At 45.1% G+C, this 16363-nt stretch carries 16 protein-coding genes and 1 riboswitch; of the genes, 12 read left to right on the top strand and 4 right to left on the bottom strand.

Translation table 11 applies throughout. The features are described from left to right. The first annotated feature begins 287 nt into the window (after window positions 1–287). The 4 genes from coxB to AB6E51_RS05320 are packed head-to-tail and all read left to right on the top strand — an operon-like array spanning window position 288 to window position 4712. Complete coding sequence (gene coxB / locus AB6E51_RS05335) at window positions 288–1490, top strand: cytochrome c oxidase subunit II (protein ID WP_102332015.1); 1203 nt, start codon at window positions 288–290, stop codon at window positions 1488–1490. Continuing rightward, a complete protein-coding gene (gene ctaD, locus AB6E51_RS05330; protein WP_017088645.1) occupies window positions 1487–3148 on the top strand; it encodes a cytochrome c oxidase subunit I in 1662 nt (553 codons plus the stop codon). The genes coxB and ctaD overlap by 4 nt, the downstream gene beginning before the upstream one ends. 11 nt (window positions 3149–3159) lie before the next feature. Continuing rightward, window positions 3160–3789, top strand: a complete 630-nt coding sequence (locus AB6E51_RS05325; protein WP_017064839.1) for a cytochrome c oxidase assembly protein — start codon at window positions 3160–3162, stop codon at window positions 3787–3789. 38 nt (window positions 3790–3827) lie between these two features. Further along, entirely contained in the window at window positions 3828–4712 is an 885-nt protein-coding gene (locus tag AB6E51_RS05320; protein WP_009845661.1) for a cytochrome c oxidase subunit 3, read from the top strand. Window positions 4713–4731: 19 nt separating this feature from the next. Here the strand turns inward: AB6E51_RS05320 and AB6E51_RS05315 are convergent, their stop codons facing one another. Further along, window positions 4732–4962, bottom strand: coding sequence for a DUF2909 family protein (locus AB6E51_RS05315; protein WP_017066085.1), 231 nt, complete (start codon window positions 4960–4962; stop codon window positions 4732–4734). A 1-nt stretch (window position 4963) separates the two neighbouring features. Between AB6E51_RS05315 and AB6E51_RS05310 the strand changes: the two genes are divergently transcribed. From AB6E51_RS05310 to cyoE, 4 genes are read left to right on the top strand one after another with little or no spacing between them, the layout of a single operon-like run. Beyond that, entirely contained in the window at window positions 4964–5797 is an 834-nt protein-coding gene (locus AB6E51_RS05310) for an SURF1 family protein (RefSeq protein WP_367613547.1), read from the top strand. Next, window positions 5790–6398, top strand: a complete 609-nt coding sequence (locus AB6E51_RS05305; RefSeq protein WP_017061753.1) for a hypothetical protein — start codon at window positions 5790–5792, stop codon at window positions 6396–6398. Before AB6E51_RS05310 ends, AB6E51_RS05305 begins: the two co-directional genes overlap by 8 nt. A gap of 60 nt (window positions 6399–6458) precedes the next feature. Beyond that, complete coding sequence (locus tag AB6E51_RS05300) at window positions 6459–7514, top strand: heme A synthase (RefSeq protein ID WP_136982410.1); 1056 nt, start codon at window positions 6459–6461, stop codon at window positions 7512–7514. Next, window positions 7504–8478 (top strand): heme o synthase, encoded by a 975-nt coding sequence (cyoE, locus tag AB6E51_RS05295; protein WP_017066082.1) that lies wholly within the window; start codon window positions 7504–7506, stop codon window positions 8476–8478. The genes AB6E51_RS05300 and cyoE overlap by 11 nt, the downstream gene beginning before the upstream one ends. A gap of 111 nt (window positions 8479–8589) precedes the next feature. Here the strand turns inward: cyoE and gbpA are convergent, their stop codons facing one another. Beyond that, window positions 8590–10056: an N-acetylglucosamine-binding protein GbpA gene (gene gbpA, locus AB6E51_RS05290; protein ID WP_372058056.1), complete on the bottom strand. Its 1467-nt coding sequence runs from the start codon at window positions 10054–10056 to the stop codon at window positions 8590–8592. A 72-nt stretch (window positions 10057–10128) separates the two neighbouring features. After that, window positions 10129–10218, bottom strand: a riboswitch (cyclic di-GMP riboswitch). Window positions 10219–10541: 323 nt separating this feature from the next. Here gbpA and AB6E51_RS05285 point away from each other — a divergent pair. The 4 genes from AB6E51_RS05285 (at window position 10542) to aroG (ending at window position 13262) form a co-directional block, all read left to right on the top strand. Next, entirely contained in the window at window positions 10542–10895 is a 354-nt protein-coding gene (locus AB6E51_RS05285; protein ID WP_017068634.1) for a hypothetical protein, read from the top strand. 100 nt (window positions 10896–10995) lie between these two features. After that, window positions 10996–11667 (top strand): DUF3313 domain-containing protein, encoded by a 672-nt coding sequence (locus AB6E51_RS05280; protein WP_017068633.1) that lies wholly within the window; start codon window positions 10996–10998, stop codon window positions 11665–11667. A 13-nt stretch (window positions 11668–11680) separates the two neighbouring features. Next, entirely contained in the window at window positions 11681–11896 is a 216-nt protein-coding gene (locus AB6E51_RS05275) for a DUF3820 family protein (RefSeq protein WP_004730103.1), read from the top strand. Window positions 11897–12209: 313 nt separating this feature from the next. Further along, window positions 12210–13262, top strand: coding sequence for a 3-deoxy-7-phosphoheptulonate synthase AroG (gene aroG, locus AB6E51_RS05270; RefSeq protein ID WP_017061746.1), 1053 nt, complete (start codon window positions 12210–12212; stop codon window positions 13260–13262). 110 nt (window positions 13263–13372) lie between these two features. Here the strand turns inward: aroG and AB6E51_RS05265 are convergent, their stop codons facing one another. Further along, a complete protein-coding gene (locus AB6E51_RS05265) occupies window positions 13373–14797 on the bottom strand; it encodes a phosphomannomutase CpsG (protein ID WP_102332022.1) in 1425 nt (474 codons plus the stop codon). A gap of 15 nt (window positions 14798–14812) precedes the next feature. After that, window positions 14813–16348 carry a mannose-1-phosphate guanylyltransferase/mannose-6-phosphate isomerase gene (locus AB6E51_RS05260; RefSeq protein WP_017061744.1) on the bottom strand — a complete coding sequence of 512 codons (1536 nt, stop codon included), beginning with the start codon at window positions 16346–16348 and terminating at the stop codon, window positions 14813–14815. Window positions 16349–16363: the final 15 nt, after the last annotated feature.

Raw genomic sequence — 16363 nt, 5'->3', positions numbered from 1 at the left:
ACTTACCTTGAATAATTGGATATCACTAACTAGCCTTTTACATAAATATAACAAAATTTAACAAATTCGCCGTTTTTGAATCTTTCATGGAAACCTCCAACGCTTTTGAACCGTATTAGTTCTTGGGTTTATGTGAGGTCAGTAGCCCGTTCACAGGCTAGTTCCATGTGAGTTGTAGATTGAGATTCAGCCTTTTCATGTGTAGCCGGAATAACAATGAATGTTGTCCAGTTCGCAACGACATTTAGGTCGCAAGTATCCAATTAGGAAGGACAAGGAGAGATCTTTTGAAAAGATTACTGGTTAGGCTAGCGTGGCTTTTGAAGAGTTTTGTTGTGCTTTTAGTATCGCCTTTAGTGCACGCTAGCAGTGATTACAACATGACTCAAGGCGTCACTGAGATCAGTGGTAAGGTGTATGAACTTCATATGCTGATCTTCTACATCTGTTGTGCGATTGCCTTTGTTGTTTTTGGTGTGATGTTTTATTCGATTTTGAGGCACAGGAAATCGAAGGGCGCAGTTGCTGCCCATTTTCACGAAAGCACGAAAGTCGAAATTCTTTGGACCATCATCCCTATCATCATTCTCATCGCTATGGCGATACCCGCCACCAAAACCTTAATAGCGATGGAAGATACCTCCCAATCAGATCTGACCGTTAAAATCACCGGGTCACAATGGAAATGGCATTACAGCTATTTTGGTGAAGACGTCGAATTTTTCAGCCTTCTAGCGACCAGTGACAAAGAGATTGAAGGCCTCGAAGTGAAAGGCGCGCATTACCTGCTAGAAGTTGATAAGCCGCTGGTACTGCCTGTTGACCGTAAAGTCCGTTTCTTGATGACTTCCGATGATGTGATTCACTCATGGTGGGTGCCAGCATTCGCCGTTAAGAAAGATACCATTCCGGGCTTTATTAATGAGGCTTGGACTAAGATAGATGAGCCTGGTGTTTACCGAGGGCAGTGTGCAGAGTTGTGTGGTCGTGCCCATGGTTTCATGCCGATCGTGGTGCATGCCATGGAAGAAGATGAGTTTGACGCATGGCTAGCGGAGCAGAAAGAGTTAGCGATAGCCGAACAACAAGCCGCAAAAGATGCATTAGGTGCGTCACTTTCCTTGGCGGAGTTGAATACCATCGGTGAAGAGGTTTACAAAACTCGATGTGCGGTTTGTCACCAAGCAAACGGTGAGGGCATTCCTGGAGCATTCCCTGCCATCAAAGGAAGTCCTATTGCCCTTGGTGATGTGGATGTTCATATCGACACAATTGTTTATGGTCGTGGCGGTACGGCGATGCAAGCATTCGATAATCAGTTAACCGAGAAAGAGATCGCAGCGGTAGTAACTTATCAACGAAACGCTTGGGGTAATGATACCGGCGATATTGTTCAGGCCTCAGATATCAACGCTTATAAGGCGAAGCAAGAAGGCAGTTCTGAAAGCTCAACGGATGATGCACAAAATGATGCTAAGGATCAGTTATGAGTTCACCAATCAATAAGCCGGTGAAATCGGCTCCTGCAGAAGACCAAGTTCTGAGCCATTCTGCGGAAGGTACGCTGGGCAATGATGATTTGCCGGTTGACGATCACGACTCACATGCGGCACCTAAAGGTTGGGCGCGTTGGCTTTACTCAACCAATCATAAAGACATTGGTACACTTTATCTGTGGTTCAGCTTTGCGATGTTCTTAACGGGCGGCGCAATGGCGATGGTGATCCGTGCGGAGCTGTTCCAACCGGGTTTGCAACTCGTTGAGCCAGATTTCTTCAATCAGATGACTACAGTCCATGGTTTAATCATGGTATTCGGTGCCGTAATGCCTGCATTTACGGGTTTGGCTAACTGGATGATTCCGATGATGATCGGTGCACCAGATATGGCGCTGCCGAGAATGAACAACCTCAGTTTCTGGATCTTGCCTTTTGCGTTTCTAATCTTGATCGGATCTTTGTTTACAGAGGGGGGCGGCCCGAGTTTTGGTTGGACCTTCTACGCGCCACTCTCGACAACTTATGGCCCAGACAGTACCGCGCTATTCGTATTCTCAGTTCATATTATGGGGATCAGTTCGATCATGGGGGCGATTAACGTCATCGTAACCATAGTGAACATGCGCGCTCCGGGTATGACTTGGTTCAAGCTACCGATGTTCGTATGGACATGGTTAATTACCGCTTTCTTGCTGATAGCCGTGATGCCCGTTCTCGCGGGGGCTGTGACTATGGTACTGACTGACAAATATTTTGGGACTAGCTTCTTTGATGCCGCTGGTGGTGGGGACCCGGTGATGTTCCAGCACATATTCTGGTTCTTTGGGCACCCCGAAGTGTACATCATGATCTTGCCATCTTTTGGTATTGTCTCAGCCATCATCCCTGCATTCAGTGGTAAGCGCCTGTTTGGTTATCACTCGATGGTTTATGCGACCTGTAGTATCGCACTGTTGTCATTCTTGGTTTGGGCACACCACATGTTCACCACGGGTATGCCAGTATTTGCCGAACTGTTCTTCATGTATTGCACCATGTTGATAGCGGTGCCGACCGGTGTGAAAGTCTTCAACTGGGTAGCGACCATGTGGCGGGGGGCTTTGACCTTTGAAACCCCAATGCTGTTTGCGATTGCCTTTATTGTTCTGTTTACGATTGGTGGGTTATCTGGATTGATGCTCGCTATCGTGCCAGCTGATTTCCAATATCACGATACTTATTTTGTTGTGGCTCACTTCCATTATGTTCTGGTAACCGGTGCCGTGTTCTCGATTATGGCTGCCGCCTATTATTGGCTGCCTAAGTGGACTGGGCATATGTACGACCACAAGCTCAGCCTGTGGCATTTCTGGACGTCGGTAATTTCAGTCAATGTACTGTTTTTCCCGATGCACTTTTTAGGGTTAGCGGGTATGCCGCGTCGTATTCCTGATTATGCGATTCAGTTTGCTGACGTTAACCAAGTCGTGTCGATTGGTGGTTTTGCGTTTGGGTTGTCTCAGCTAATTTTCTTATGGCTAGCGATTAAGTGCGTAAGAGGGGGAGAGCCTGCGCCAAGTAAGCCTTGGGATAGAGCTGAAGGTCTTGAATGGACAGTACCAAGCCCTGCGCCTCACCACACCTTTACCCATCCGCCGAAAGTGGATTAGAGGGCAGAACCATGAGTGATAAGCAAAGCGATCCCAATCAAGATAAAAAACAACCTAAGCGCCTGTCTAATAAGCGATCGACCAAAAAGCTGACGGGCTACTTGGTGTTGAGCGTGGTTGCGATGTTTTGCTTCGGTTTCGCTTTGGTGCCGCTCTACGATGTCATGTGTGAGGCCTTAGGCATCAATGGCAAAACTAATACTGTTTCAGCGGTGCAACCTCAGGGAATGCAGCCAGACTACTCTCGTACGGTTCGAGTCGAATTCATGTCCCACATCAAGCCAGATATGCCATGGCAGTTTTCGCCTGAAGTTCGAGTGTTAGAGGTTCATCCTGGTGAGGTGGTTCAAACTAACTACATTGCCAAAAACCTTTCTGGAGCCTCATTGGTTGGCCAAGCCGTACCGTCGGTTTCTCCAGGTATGGGGGCAACCTACTTCAATAAGATGGAATGCTTTTGCTTTAATCAGCAGCCATTGGACGGGCACAAGAGCGCAGAAATGGGTTTGATATTTTACATTGAGCCAGATATTCCAGAATCGATACATACGCTGACGCTCTCTTACACATTATTCAATATCACGAATGAGGTGGGTGCTGCGGCCAATAAATCTGAGCCTAACGTACTCGCAAGTAACTAGGAATTTACAGAACCAGTATCAACATAAGGAGTTGAGCGATGAGTTCTAAAAAGGAAGTGTATTTCGTTCCACATCAAAGCCACTGGCCATTGGTGGGTGCTGTAGCACTGTTTTTGGTCGCGGTTGGCGCTGGCTTGACGGTGCAAAACATGGGTACCGACGCCGCAGGTGGTGTGTTTGGCAAAGCGGTGTTGTTAGTCGGGTTTGCTGTGCTGCTTTACATGCTCGCAGGTTGGTTTAGCAATGTGATCACAGAATCATTGAGTGGTCTCTATTCTGAGCAGATTTCTCGTTCTTTTAGACAAGGAATGAGTTGGTTCATCTTTTCCGAAATCATGTTCTTTGGCGCTTTCTTTGGCGCGCTTTTCTATGCTCGAATGATTTCTGTGCCTTGGATTGGTGGTGCGGGCAATAATGAAATGACCCATGAAGTATTGTGGCCGATGTTCCAATCAATTTGGCCACTAACGACGACCCCTGATGGCGTAACGACACAAGCCATGCCTTGGCAAGGTATCCCGCTTAAGAACACCATTATTCTGCTGCTTTCCTCTGTGACGCTGCACATGGCACATATCAGTCTTGAACAAAATAAGCGTATGGCTTTGATCGTGTGGTTGGAGATAACCATTGTTCTGGCTGGCTTCTTCCTGTTCTTCCAAGTTGAAGAGTATCTTCACGCTTATCAAGAGATGGGGCTGACACTTCAGTCTGGCATCTACGGTAATACCTTCTTTTTGCTTACTGGGTTTCATGGCTTACATGTCTGTTTAGGGACGATCTTTTTGATTGTGTTGCTGGCAAGGGTTGCGAAAGACCACTTCACTCCGAAAGACCACTTTGCGTTCCAAGCGGGCAGTTGGTATTGGCACTTTGTTGATGTGGTTTGGTTGGGCCTGTTTGTGTTTGTTTATGTACTTTAACGATTGAGCCTATAGGGGATTAATAGGGGCGAGGGTTGGGAGTTATCACTCCTGATCCCAAAGCAAGTAATAATAGTAGCACGACAACGGCTGACCACATGACACGACGACCCAAGAAGTAACTGAGTCTTTTTCCATTGTGTTTACCTGAGGCGATTTGGATTAGGCCTTTCATCAAATTGAAAGCGATAAAAAACAGCAAAGCGACCAATACGACTTTAAATAACAGAACAAAGGTAGATGACGCCATAGTGATAACTCCAAACCGATTGATTGATGATGAACACAAGTTCCGCAGTAAAGGTTTTTGGATAGCGGTTGTTTTAACTGTGGTTTCAGTCGGCGCTTTAATCAAGTTAGGTTTATGGCAACTCGATCGTGGTAACGAGAAATTACGTTATGAACAGCAACTATCAGAAAGAGCGCAGCAATCGTTTAGGTCATTGGACACGGTTATCTCTGAATGGAAGGGCTCGCGTACACAAGCCCAAGGTACATCTGAACAGCAGTTTTTAAATGGTTTGAAGGTTGATGTTGAATTGGAAATACCAAGTGGTTTGGTGGTCTTGTTAGACAATCAGATTAACCAAGGAACGGTGGGGTATGTGATTTACATGTTGGGTGAGGTTCAATCTAAAGAGCAAGGCAACCAGCTTTTACACGAAAAGCAGTTATTGATCGATCTTGGGTTTGTTCCGGCAAGTAATGACAGAAGAGAACTACCGCAATTAGGAAGTATCACTGTACCAACCAAAATGTCAGGGCGCTTGTATACACGCTCAATTAATCCTTTAAGTCATGAGTTGGGTTTAGAAAATACGACACCGAATAGAATCCAAAACCTAAACATAGCAGCGTTATCACAGTATACAGGACAAGAAGTGCTGCCCTTTGTCTTCCAACCTCAGAGTTTAGATTCATGGCCCTATGAAATGTTATGGCGTCCAACGGCGATGAGGTCTGAGAAGCATTTTGGTTACTCATTTCAATGGTTTGTTATGGCTGCGGTACTTTTGTTTTTGATGTTGTTGATTGGCTATCGGTACCTAAAAGCAACACCTATCACGAGGAATAAGGATGGATAAATCTCAAGCACAAGTGAACAGGGAAATTACCGAGGCAAACATGGCTGAGCTCAGAAGCCGTCGTACTAAAGGACGCTTGGTATTAATCGGACTCGTTTTAATTTTCGCTTTGCCAGCCATTATCGCCAAAACTGTGTTGGATCAGAATTGGTATACGTCAGGTGTCACTAACTCAGGCGAATTGGTAGAACCAAGAATTACACTAGCGGATTTTGGCGTAACGGTACCCATGGCAGGAGAGGGTTGGGTTGTGGGGTATATCGCACCGATGGAGTGCGAAAGCTTGTGTGAACAACAGCTTCATTATTTGAATCAAAGCTACTTAGCGTTAGGGAAAAACAAAGAGCGAGTGACCGCCGTTGTTTTCGTCTCAGAAGGTAACTCGTTGTCGGGTTCGCTCAACAAGCCTGATTTATCTTTGTTAGCTGGTGGTGATCAGTTAAGCACCGAGTTTTCGCCGGCTTCCATTGTCATTATTGACCCGCTAGGACAGTTGGTTATGGAGTACAAAAGCGTGTCGGAACCGTCGCAGTTAGTCGGGCAATCCAAAGGTATGATTCATGATTTAAGAAAGCTACTTAAGCTGTCACGAGTTGGGTAGTTGATGGCGCAAATGCTTGAGCTTAAGCAGCGAAAGGGAATAAGTATAGGGAGATAAGTGATGCAGAATAAAGCCCCTGATTTACTGATGCTTGTGATGAGATTAACTATCTTGTTAACCCTTACCGTGATTGTTCTCGGAGCTTATACACGCCTGTCTGATGCTGGCCTTGGCTGTCCTGACTGGCCGGGTTGTTACGGTAAGATCACCGTTCCGTCTGATGCCCAAGCGGTGAGTCAAGCCAATCTGCAATTTCCAGAGCGAGCTCTTGAAGCAGACAAAGCGTGGATAGAGATGATCCATCGCTACTTTGCAGGAACATTAGGGTTGCTTATCTTTGTCGTTGTAGCTTGGTGTATTAAAAAGAACATCACACCAGTTGGTCTTCCATTACTTATCTCTGCCACTGTGATTTTTCAGGCTTTGCTTGGAATGTGGACGGTGACTCTTAAGTTGATGCCCGTTGTGGTTATGGCGCATTTGATGGGGGGGTTCACGTTGCTGTCACTGTTGTGTCTGCTCTACTGCCGTTTGTCTCAATTCCAAAGCCGTTTTGGTGAGGCTTCTTATTCTCCAACACTTAAATTTTGGGCGTTGTTTGGGTTACTCATTGTGGTTGGGCAGATACTGCTTGGTGGTTGGACATCGTCAAACTATGCCGCTTTGGTGTGTACCCAATTGCCTATTTGTGAAGGTAACTGGATGAGCTACCTCGATTTCAAAAATGCGTTCGATTTTGCTCAACACGGACACGATAACTATGAGTTTGGTGTGTTGGAGTATCCCGCGAGGCTTACCATACATGTCATGCACAGGTTCGGGGCTATTGTGGCGACATTAACGGTGCTGATGGTCGTGTACCAGTTATGGAAGTTTGGCCAAGTGCCTCACCAAAAGCTGAGCATGATTGTCGCAATAGTGTTGTTTACTCAAATCAGCCTTGGGATCAGTAATGTATGGTTTCACCTGCCAATCTCAGTTGCGGTTTTGCATAACCTAGTCGCAGTAATGTTGCTCATCAGCATGGTTGTAACCAATTTTGTGGTGTGGCAACGCAAACCGAGTGAGAGCTTGGTGAAGAACAGTGTATTACAAGGAGGTAATCATGGTCAGTAGAACGTCAACACAGTATGAAGTGGTGGCTCAAGACGCAGCCTTAACTCATAAGATAACAGCCAATAATGACATAACTTTAAGTAACGAAAAGGCTGAAAAAAACAAAGCCACTTGGAAAGTTTATTTAACGCTGACTAAGCCTAAAGTGGTGGCTTTGATGTTGCTGACAGCATTGGTTGGGATGTGTTTGGCCGTGCCGAATGGATTGCCTTTGCAACAAACTTTGTTCGGAATGATTGGGATAGGGTTAATGGCAGGTTCAGCGGCTGCGTTTAACCATTTGATCGATAAAAAGATCGACGGCCAGATGACTCGAACAAATCGACGCCCTTTACCATCCGGTGAGCTGAGTAGTGTGCGTGTGTTTAGCTTTGCAGCAGGTATCGGCTTATTTGGGTTCGCTACGTTAGTGGTGTGGGTCAATCAACTCACGGCTTGGCTAACCTTTGCAAGTTTATTGGGCTATGCGGTCATCTATACCATGTACTTGAAGCGAGCGACGCCACAGAACATCGTAATTGCAGGGATAGCTGGCGCAATGCCACCGTTATTGGGCTGGACGGCAGTCACCAACGAGCTGCATTCAAATGCTTGGTTGTTGGTGATGATCATCTTTATTTGGACGCCTCCTCATTTCTGGGCGTTGGCAATTCATCGTCGTGATGAGTATGCCAAAGTGAACATCCCCATGTTGCCTGTGACTCACGGAATCGAATACACCAAGACGTCTATTCTTCTGTATACCTTTTTGCTTAGCATCGTGTGTATATTGCCTGTATTGGTTGGCATGAGCAGCTGGATATATCTGAGCGCTTCATTGGTGCTCAACGGCGGGTTTGTTTATCACGCTTGGGTACTGAAATATCGTGATGAACCCAATATGGCCATGAAGACCTTTAAGTTCTCCATCTATCATCTCATGATCTTGTTTGTGGCTCTGTTGGCAGACCACTATCTACTTTGACAACTGGCGTTTCTACTTTTAATGAACAAGAAAACGGATGCTCTGGGCATCCGTTTTTGTTTGGTTGATCACTAAAACTCACCTAATACAAAGTAAGTATCTAGCGAGTACTTAGTCCACTTTGTTCCAAGCACTTTGCCAGTGTGAACCGACACCTGGTTCGTACTGAGTTGCTGTTGGAGCCCATTGAACACAGTAGCCAGAGTATGGGAACTCTTTACACTGATAAACGCCACCATCGCTGCTTAGAACCTTTGTTCCTGCTGTGTAAGACTCAATGCTTTCTGGGAACACGAAGTCGTAGTCGCCTGCTGGTGGCGGTGTTTGCTCGTCCATTAGGTGGAAATCAAGCGTGTTCTGATCAACTAAGTTACCTTGGTCATCTTTCGTCACAACCACAAGCATGTGGTGACCAGCTTCAGACTTAGAAAGAGTCAGTTGAATATCTTCAACTTGTCCGTCTGTTAGATCCGATTTCTGAGAGGCAAGTGCTTCACGGTGATGGTTGTACACGGTAAGCTCAGCTTGGATATCGCCTGTTGCCGTTAACGTAAGATCAAGCTGAGTAGGTTGGCTCTCATCGATAATGTACTCTGATTCTAAGCCCGAGACTTCAAGATCATGCTCGGGTTCTGGAGTATCAATCTTGTAGCCGATTTCGACACTGTTAAAGCCAGAGCCTGCTTTTAGATAAACAGGATTCGTGCCGTAAACGGGTGCGAAATCGCCTTGGTCATTCAATTGACCTGCTTTGATTTGCGTCTGCTCTTGGTTGATCTTAGAAGCAAGCGCGTAAGACCAGTTATTGGCTTTGCCTTGTTCAGAAGTTTCAATCACAAGCTCAGTGCTGTATGAAGCGTTCTCACCAGACTGGTCGAATACACGCGTATAAACAGCGTCACCAACATTCAGGTCTTGTGTCGGGTTGATTTGACCACCTTGATCCCAATCAGGAATGATAGGGCCGTCACCATCAAATTTCACGTCGATAACGTTGTAGAAAGCCGCTGCAGTGTCACCTACATCCCATACGGCAAGGATCACTTGATAACCTTCACGCTCTGGGACATTACACAAGTGACTGACTTGCATCGGTGGCTGTTCCATATTGCCTTCAACAACACAGAATGGCGTTAAGTCAAAAGAGCTGCGAGCCAACGGCTGGTTTGGATTCCAGTCGGGTTGAGTAATGTAATATTTCCAATCGCGAGTCTTGTGGTTAGCTGTGAATGTCCACTCGAAGTATTGAGAACCAGACTTGATAGGGCGTTTAACCCAGCGGTCTGCCTTTTGTTCGTCTAGTGCTGCTGCTAAAGAAGATTGCGCACTGGCGATTTTCCCATCAGCAGGGCCAACTTCTGGGAAGCCTTCAGGGCCTTCTACACTTTGTGGTTCGTATTGGATACCACCACAGTTGGTGTTTTTCTCTTGCGTATCACTCGCAGGGAACTTACATAGGGCAACACGGCTCTCAGCTACGCCATTGTTGTATGCCGAGACATAACCGTGACCGAAGCTTGCACCGCTTACGCTAAGAAGCGATAGCGCGATGAGTGATTTTTTTTGGAGTTGTTTCATTATTTGTCCTTACTGTATTTGGCCGACAAAAAAGAGAACACCCCGGCATGCATTTACACTTAAATTCTATTAAGTGGCGGCCCCGCTATCATAGACAGAATATTTGTCGACAGACCGGTGGCTTTGCGTCCTATTCTTTCAAATAGTTTGCCAGAAGTGCGTTTGAGCAATCGAAATGTAGCCAACCAGTTTTATAAATGCGAATCAATCGATTGAAATGTGGAATGCCAATCTCGAACTTTTAATTCTTGATACAAATTAACTTGCTATATGTTTAGTTCGTTAACGTATAAACTATTGATATAAATAAAGAAAGCATTTGATCTAATCGTTTTAGTGAATGACTTTGGGTTGTTTCGCTTCGCTCTGTACAACAATTGTGCACATATCAAAACCAAACCTTTGGTTTCCACTAACCGAACCCTGACACGCCATGTATGAAAAACCGGACAATTGATTGGTATGAATTATATAAAGGAGCCAGTATGGAATTCACAGAACTAGACAGAGACGCGTTGTATCAAACGTGGATGTCACAAAAATCGAGAATGCGAATTACGCAGATGGAGTTTTCAAAAAAGCTAGGCATGAACCAGCTTGATTTCTCAAGAGTGCTAAGAGGGGAGACGCCATTAACCATGTCTTTCATTAGTCATTTTTGTCGTTTACTTCATTTGGAACCAAGGAATGTATTCCCCTCGCTAAAAGAGGTCAATGAATCGGGGCCTAAAGTGGTCTACCTGAAAAGTAGAATGAGTGTTGATGGTGAGATCCAAAATGCTTATATTGAAGGAAATCAGGTAATTGTAGAGTACGCACACACTGTTCAACATGATTAATTTTAGAGTTAGCTCTGATTTTTAACCCCCTTTTTCTACAACCTTTTCACATAGGGTATGTCATACTTAATTAGATTCCTTAATTTTGACTAAGTGCGTTATGAACCCTTTAAAAGTCCTTTTGCTTGTTGCAACCAGCATTTTCTTGCTTGGTTGTGCAGGCGGCCCAATTAGAACCGCTACTAAATTTACCAGCTACGAAGATTTTCAGGCTGGGCCTGACGGAGGCGTCGACTTGGTTTGGGCAAGGGTTGGGCTACGTGACGCGCAGCGTTTGAAATCCAAGTTAGATGACTACGATTCTGTAGTGATCGACCAAATTTTTGTTTTAGCAGAAGAAGGTTCGTTGGATCAGGAAGAGATTCAGGAACTCACTGAGCACATGGTTGCGCGCTTGGAAGATAAAATATCGCCTCATAAAACGATTGTCGATGAACCGACAGGAAAAACGCTCCGCTTGAGTATCGCTCTGAGTAACGTTGAAACGCCCAATCCGCTCTTAGCTGTAACGAGCAGCGTTCTGCCGTTTGGCCTTGCGATGTCAACCATATCTAAGGTCACGACTGGTGAGCACACCAATGTTGGGAGTGCGAGTGTAGAGTTATTGGTCAGTGATGCTCAAGAGGGCACACCACTGTTTGCAGCCATCGACCGTGAAGCGGGTAACAAAGATTTTTCAACCATGATTGATTCGCTGGATGATGCCAAAGACGCGATCAACTATTGGGTTGAACGTTTAGGTGATACTCTACACAACATAGATGACGCATAGTAAAGACCGAATAATGCTAGAGAAAGAGAACCTGATTAAGTTGGCTCGAATGCAGATGCCATTTGGAAAGTACGCGGGTCGTACACTGATTGACTTACCTGAAGAATATTTGCTGTGGTTTGATAAAAAGGGATTCCCGTCTGGTGAACTCGGCGATTTATTGAAACTGTGCCTTGCTCTGAAAATTGAAGGGCTTGATAGTGTCGTCAAGCCATTGAAAAGAATGTAATTAAATAAAAGCTCACGCTGATCACGTGAGCTTTTTTGTTTTTGAGTTCGACACAATTTTACATGCATGATGTAGCTTGAAGAATGGCTCTTCTTACCTTGCTATAAAATACGCAATCGATAGTGTGTAAATAATGGTATACAGGGTGTTTTAAATATAAAACACAAAAAAAATTGCGTTTATTTTTAATTAGTGATTGAAACTAGAGTTTTTACTAGTTAAGTTACAGGGAACAAGAAGATTAGTGCTGATAGAAAGTGACGTGAGACAACGTACATTCAGCTCAAGGATAGAAAAAAGGAAGAAGTAAGCAATGTTCCAGACTGATGATGTAAGAATTAACAAAGTAAAAGAGTTATTACCCCCTGTTGCTGTTTTAGAAAAGTTTCCAGCGACAGAAGTTGCTTCTTCTACAACCTTTGAAAGCCGCAAAGCGATCCACAATATTTTAGAAGAGAGCGATGATCGCTTGCTTGTTATTGTCGGCCCATGTTCTATTCATGACACAGAAGCTGCTCTTGAGTACGGTAAACGTTTGAAAGTGTTGCGCGACGAACTTGGTGATAACCTTGAAATCGTAATGCGTGTTTACTTTGAAAAACCACGTACAACTGTTGGTTGGAAAGGTCTAATAAATGACCCGTACATGAACGATACGTTCAAGCTAAATGATGGCCTTCGTCTAGGACGTAAGCTACTGCTGGACCTAACTGACATGGGCATGCCAACGGCAAGCGAATTCCTAGACATGATCACGCCTCAATACGTTGCTGACCTAATCAGCTGGGGTGCAATCGGCGCACGTACTACAGAATCTCAAGTTCACCGCGAACTGGCTTCTGGCCTATCTTGCCCAGTTGGATTTAAGAATGGTACTGATGGCAACATCAAGATTGCAACAGATGCTATTCGCTCTGCTAGCGCTTCTCACCACTTCTTATCAGTAACTAAGTACGGTCACTCAGCTATCGTTGAAACAGCAGGTAACCCTGATTGTCATATCATCCTACGTGGTGGCAAAGAGCCAAATTACAGCGCAGAACACGTTGGTAAGATTAAAGAAGAGCTAGCAGCTTCTGGTCTTCCACAAAAAGTGATGATCGATTTCAGCCACGCAAACAGCTCTAAGCAGTTTAAGCGTCAAATGAACGTATCTGATGACGTAAGCGCACAAATTTCTGGTGGCGACAAAGCTATCTTTGGTGTGATGATTGAATCTCATCTTGTTGAAGGTCGCCAAGACCTGGTTGAGGGCAAAGCTGCAACGTACGGCCAATCTGTTACTGATGCGTGTATTGGTTGGGAAGACACTGAAACAGTACTTCGCCAGCTGGCAGACGCTGTTGAAGCTCGTCGTAACAAATAGACTAATTACAGTCAGCGATTAAGCTACTGAAAATTCAAAGCCCTTAGTTAGCAACAGTTAATAAGGGCTTTTTTGTGGATCTTAGTTGAAAACTGGAAGTGTCTGTATTCTTAAATGAGAAAAGACAGTAACTCGTCGACTTTAAGTGACAGTAAAGCTTTATCTTGTTTGGTTTCAACGTTAAGGCGTATTAATGGCTCGGTATTGGACTTTCTTAAGTTGAAGCGCCATGAGCCCATATTCATGCTGATTCCGTCTGTGTGATCGATCTCAACGGCATGATCTTGGTAGTGCGATAACACGCAAGCCATGACCTGCTCTGGGTCTGAGACTCTTCGATTGATCTCCCCGGAAGAGGGGAATCTATCTATACTAGTACTCGTTAATTGGTGAAGAGATTGTTGAGTTTTCGACATCAGCTCGATAACCAATAGCCAAGGAATCATGCCTGAATCGCAATATCCAAAATCACGAAAATAATGGTGTGCGCTCATTTCGCCCCCATAGACGGCATTCGTTTCACGCATCTTCTCTTTGATCAGTGCGTGTCCTGCTTTAATTCCAATCGCTTTTCCACCATGCGTTTTTGCGATTTCAATTGTGTTCCAGGTCATGCGCATATCGTGCAATACAGTCGTGTTAGGCTGTTTGACCAAGAATGCTTCAGCAAGCAACCCTACAATGTAATAACCCTCGATGTAATTGCCTTGCTCATCAAAGAAAAAGCATCGGTCGAAGTCTCCATCCCAAGCAATTCCAAGGTTGGCAGAATGCTCTAAAACGGCATCTCGAGTGGCTGCTTGGTTCTCTCTAATCAAAGGGTTTGGAATACCATTTGGGAAGTTTCCATCAGGGTTATGATGAACTTTGATGAAGGTGATAGGGACACCGAGTTCGTTAAATTTATTATCTAAAGCATCAATGATATGTCCTGCAACACCGTTCCCAGCATTAACCACAATCTTCATCGGTGACAGCTTTGATGGGGTTATGTACGAGAGTAGGTGCTCGACGTACGGAGCAAGAATACTGTTCGATCTACTAGAGTTACTTGGTTGTGCATGAACGAACGGTAAATTGCAGTTCAGCTCTTGATTAAGTTCTTCAATGCGTCGTTTGATTTCATCTAAACCACTGTTTTTACTGATAGGGCTAGCGTCTACACCGACCATTTTCATGCCGTTGTAATTGATTGGGTTGTGGCTGGCTGTGATTTGTATTCCGCCAATCGCTTTTAGGTAACGAGTCGCAAAGTAGACCTCTTCAGTGCCAGTCATACCTAGATCAATGACGGTAATCCCTGACTCGATTAAGCCTTTGGTCATGGCTTCTTGTAATGACAGGGAGGTTTTGCGGTTATCACGACCAATCACTACCTGCGCCAAACCATCGAGTGAGGTTTCAGGCTTAGCGGATAGGACGTATTCGCCAAATGCCTTACCGAGCAGGTAGGCGAGTGGCTCATTGATTTGTTTACCAATGACGCCGCGGATATCGTTGTTCTTAAAGCAGTTTAGGTCTAATGTTGGTTTCATCGATTTGTCGCTGCTTTATTTCGTTTGGTTGTGCTTTGATGAGTGGACTTGTTGCTTGCGCACGTCTCGCCTATAACTGTCTTGATATCGAATGATGTCGCCTTCACTTAAATGACTGCCTGTTTGTACTTCAATCATCTCGAGTGGGAGATCCCCTGGGTTCTCTAGGCTGTGAATATGACCTAAAGGGATGTAAGTGGATTGATCTTCTTCAACCAGATAGGTTTTCTCATTGTTGGTCACTTTCGCAGTACCCGCCACGACTACCCAATGTTCCGCTCTATGGTGGTGCATTTGTAACGACAACTTGTGACCGGGTTTAACGGTGATACGTTTAACTTTGTCGCGCTTGCCTAGGTCGATAACATCGTATTTACCCCAAGGTCTAAACACCTCACGATGATGCACATGTTCTGTGCGACCCGCTTGATTTAGTTGACTGACAATCGATTTAACACCCTGAACCTTGTCTTTATTTGCAACCAATATAGCGTCTTTGGTTTCGACAATAATCAGGTTGTCGACACCTACCGTCGCAACCAGCTTATTTTCAGCATGGATGTAGTTGTGTTGAGAGTCGACGGTTAACACATCACCTTCAATGACGTTATTGTGCTGATCTTTTTCGCTTACATCCCAGATCGCGGACCATGAGCCAATATCGTTCCAGCCGACATCCATCGGGATCACCGCGGCGTGCGAGGTCTTTTCCATCACGGCGTAATCGATTGAATCACTTGGACTGCTTTTGAATGCTTCAGCGTCTATACGGATAAAGTCGAGGTCGGTATTTTGCGTTGCAAGAGCGAGTTTACAAGCCGCTACTATCTCAGGGTGGTGTTCGGCGAGTTCTTCAACATAGCGTGATGCCTTAAACATGAACATGCCACTGTTCCATAAGTATTGTCCTGAGCGGATGTACTCTTCTGCTGTTGCTGTGTCTGGCTTTTCTACAAAGCATTCTATGGCGAAGGCGTGATTGATTGGCTGCTCTGTTCCATTAGTATCAGTTTGAGCACTGGAGGAAAGAGGCTCTCCCTGCTTGATATAGCCATAGCCAGTCTCTGGGGAGCTAGGTGTTATACCGAATGTCACCAGCTTGCCTTGTTTTGCATAATCAACACCACGACTAATCGCTTGTTGGAATTCAGAGGTTTTCGCGATGTGATGATCAGCAGCCAGCACTAACAAGATAGGGTCGGATGCGCTTTGTTCATTAAGCGGTGGTTTACTTAAAGCCTTTAGGGCGGCAAGCGCAATGGCTGGGGCTGTATTTCTACCGACTGGCTCTAGCAGAATACCACTATGTTGAATGTTAGCTGATCGAGCTTGTTCAGCGGCAATAAAGCGATGCTCTTCATTACAGATAATGAATGGGGCATCGCATTTACTATCCATCAAGTGCTCTTCAAGGCCTTGCAGGCGTTGAAGTGTGTGCTGAAGCATTGACTGGTCGCCGGCAATATTGAGAAATTGCTTAGGGTAAAGCTCGCGAGACAGTGGCCAGAGACGACTTCCGGAGCCGCCGGCTAGAATGACAGGTAAAATCATAGCGTGGTAATTAGG

Source organism: Vibrio sp. 10N.247.311.47 (genome assembly GCF_041467535.1).
GTDB lineage: Bacteria > Pseudomonadota > Gammaproteobacteria > Enterobacterales > Vibrionaceae > Vibrio > Vibrio crassostreae_C.
Note: the sequence above shows the minus strand (reverse complement) of the source record. Positions and strands in the feature narration are given on the sequence as shown.